This window comes from Paracoccus sp. FO-3 (assembly GCF_006386455.1).
Classification (GTDB): domain Bacteria; phylum Pseudomonadota; class Alphaproteobacteria; order Rhodobacterales; family Rhodobacteraceae; genus Paracoccus; species Paracoccus versutus.
Window position 1 is genome coordinate 1 of record NZ_VCBQ01000215.1, and the last position, 2,766, is coordinate 2,766.

At 61.9% G+C, this 2,766-nt stretch carries 4 protein-coding genes; 2 read left to right on the top strand and 2 right to left on the bottom strand.

The annotated features are described in order from the left end of the window. A partial coding sequence (locus tag FE811_RS26315; protein ID WP_140849453.1) for a recombinase family protein occupies positions 1 to 478 on the top strand: 478 nt, incomplete at its 5' end. Here the strand turns inward: FE811_RS26315 and FE811_RS26320 are convergent. Both FE811_RS26320 and FE811_RS26325 read right to left on the bottom strand, forming a co-directional pair. Continuing rightward, a complete protein-coding gene (locus FE811_RS26320) occupies positions 450 to 1,067 on the bottom strand; it encodes an SOS response-associated peptidase (protein WP_140849455.1) in 618 nt (205 codons plus the stop codon). The two genes, FE811_RS26315 and FE811_RS26320, sit on opposite strands and share 29 nt — an antisense overlap. A 9-nt stretch (positions 1,068 to 1,076) precedes the next feature. Beyond that, positions 1,077 to 1,418 (bottom strand): hypothetical protein, encoded by a 342-nt coding sequence (locus FE811_RS26325; protein ID WP_140849457.1) that lies wholly within the window; start codon positions 1,416 to 1,418, stop codon positions 1,077 to 1,079. Between the two features lie 15 nt (positions 1,419 to 1,433). On the opposite strand from FE811_RS26325, the gene FE811_RS26330 reads away from it, so the two are divergent. Continuing rightward, on the top strand, positions 1,434 to 2,633 hold the full coding sequence (locus FE811_RS26330; protein ID WP_140849459.1) for a UMUC-like DNA-repair protein: 1,200 nt from the start codon (positions 1,434 to 1,436) through the stop codon (positions 2,631 to 2,633). Positions 2,634 to 2,766: the final 133 nt, after the last annotated feature.

Here is a 2,766-nt window from a genome sequence, read left to right on the forward strand (position 1 = left end):
CAGCCAGAAAAATTTGCAACAGAGCCCTCGCAATCGGATCCTCGACCTCGCGCAGGCCCGTCAGATTGATGCCATCCTTGTCAGCGAGCTTTCCCGGTGGGGGCGCTCCACTCAGGATCTGCTCGATACCCTCAATCGGCTCGCAGGCTGGAAAGTCTCGGTCGTAGCCATGAATGGCATGACCTTCGAGCTCGACACACCTCATGGACGGATGATGGCCACCATGCTGGCAGGGATCGCCCAGTTCGAGCGCGACCTTCTCAGCGAGCGTGTGAAATCCGGTTTGGCCGCTGCCCGAGCGCGGGGCAAAAAGCTCGGCCGCCAACCTAGTCAGCGACCGAAGTCAGACAAGCTCGCCCCAAAGGTGCTCCAGGCCGTCGCAGAGGGTCGATCATATCGGTGGATTGCCCGTGACCTCGGCATCTCAAAAAACACCGTCACCGACATTGTCAGACGGCACCGCCAAAATGCCTTGTGATACGATCCTGCCCCCTACCGGAATCTACCCCAGCTTCGATGATGACCGGCATTCGCCCCTTCGCATGGATGGGCCGGATCAGCTCGTTTGCTTCAGTTGTGACCACGGTATGCCGAAGCTCCGTTTCGTCCTCTTCGATCAGCTCCGGGTTTTCCGCGCGCCAAAGGCCCGCGAAGGCGAAGGGCGGCCGTCCATCGGGATCTTCGCCGGTGAGCGCAAACCAGTAATCCGTCGCCGGCTGCCTGCCCTTGGTCTCGTTGAAGCTCGTGACCGGGACCAGGCAACGCCGATCCTCAAAGCTGCCTCGCCAGAGGCCGCTTTTTCGCAGCTTGTCGTCGCGCGCATTATTCCAGGCGGCGGGCTTGATCGGCTTGCCGGTTTTCTTCGACACCTGCGGCGTGAGAAAACCCCATCGCATTTCGATCAGCTCGCGCTTTCCGTCAGCATCGAGGCGCACCACCGGCGCAAGCCCCTTCGGGAATATCGCCGGCCTCGGTTCAGCGTTCCCGAGCCGATCAAGATCGGCCGAGACCTGAAACAGCCGGCGCATGGCCTCTGCCGTGGCGATGTTCGCATATAGATTGCACATTCCGCGCCCCTACAGTCCGGCCCATCCTCGGATCATCTTCGCCACGCGCAGGGCCTCCGCCCGGCGCAGGCTTTGATTTTCGATCCGTAGTGCCTTGAAGAAGGCACCTGTCAGCATCGGCCCTTTCTCGATGTTCTTCCGAACATAGAGCATGGCCGAGAGAAATTCTTCTGTCTCCACATCGCGATCCGCGCAGTCGGCCGCGGCCGTCTCGACAAGGGCAAGCACCTGGCGCAGCTCGCCCACGATCAGAATTTCTTCTGACCAATTGCCGCCGAAGGCCACATTCCGAAGCTGATCCTTGCGTTCCACCATGAGAACAAAATAAGAACAAAGGGCAATTCTCGACAAGCAGGATCGTGACGCATGACCCCGATGCGGTCTCTATACATTGATATGAATAGCTTTTTTGCCAGCGTTGAGCAGCAGGCCGATCCGTCGCTGCGGGGTAAGCCCGTTGGCATTACCGCTATCAGCGCCGAATCGGGAGCTTGTGTCGCGGCGTCCTATGAGGCCAAAGCCTTCGGCGTCAAAACCGGAACGCGCGTCTACGACGCGCGCCGGTTGTGCCCAGGCATCATTTTCCGCCCGAGCCGCCACCGCCTTTATGTTCGCGTGAACCAGAAGATCGCCGGCGTCATCGACCAGATCGCAGAGCTTCAGGCCGTTCGCTCCGTCGATGAATTTCAGGTCGGCCTCGGCGGCCCGACAGCGGATCTGCCGGCGGCCCTCGATCTCGGCCGCCGCCTGAAGGCCGCGATCCGCGAACAGGTCGGATCGGAGCTGCGCTGTTCCGTGGGCATCGGGCCGAACCACCTGCTTGCGAAGATCGCCGGCAAGCTCGAAAAACCGGACGGCCTGCAATGGCTTGCCCCCGAAAACATGCCCGACCGTATCGCGCATCTGTCGCTTGACGATCTGCCGGGGATTTCGCACGGCATCAAAGCCCGGTTGCAGCGTGCAGCCGTTTGGGGCGTCGCGGAACTCTATGCGCTCGATCCTCGCCACGCACGGCAGATTTGGCGCTCCGTCGAAGGTGAGCGTTTCGTTCGAGCCTTGCAGGGCATGGATATTCCGCTCTTGCCGACGCAGCGAAATGGCTACGGCAACTCGAAGGTTCTCGCTCCGCAGTATCGACGGCCCGATGCCGCGCGCCTGGTTGGGCGTTGGTTGACCGAAAAAGCCGTCGAGCGGATGCGCCGTGACGGGTTTTGCGCCCGGCGGTTTTCCCTCATGATCCGTCTTCCTGAAGGCCGCGGCTGGTCCCGCGCGAAAACCCTGACGCCGAGTCAGGATTCCGCGATTTTCCTGAAGCTGTTCGAAGCCGAATGGGCGCAGTTTCGCCATGAGCGACACGGCTATGTGCTGTCGATCGGCGTTCACCTGGGCGAAGTGATCCCGCTTTCCGAACGGCCGGGCGAGCTGTTCCTACCGCTGGCGCCGGGTGAGCCGAACAAGCGGGAAAAACTGGCGGCAACCATCGACCGGATCAATCGCCGGTTTGGTCAGAGGGTCGTCAGCTATGGGGTGCATCAGGATCATCCGGGGTTCTTCGAGAAGGGGTAGTTTCATGGCGAATCCCGGTCGTTCGTGACCTCGTGCGGTTGCTCGAGGACACGCCCGCCCAGGACCGCGCCCTAGGCTCCGGCCGGCAAGCGGCCNCAGGTGCGCCGCCCGCCGTCTCGTCCCGAGCCACCGG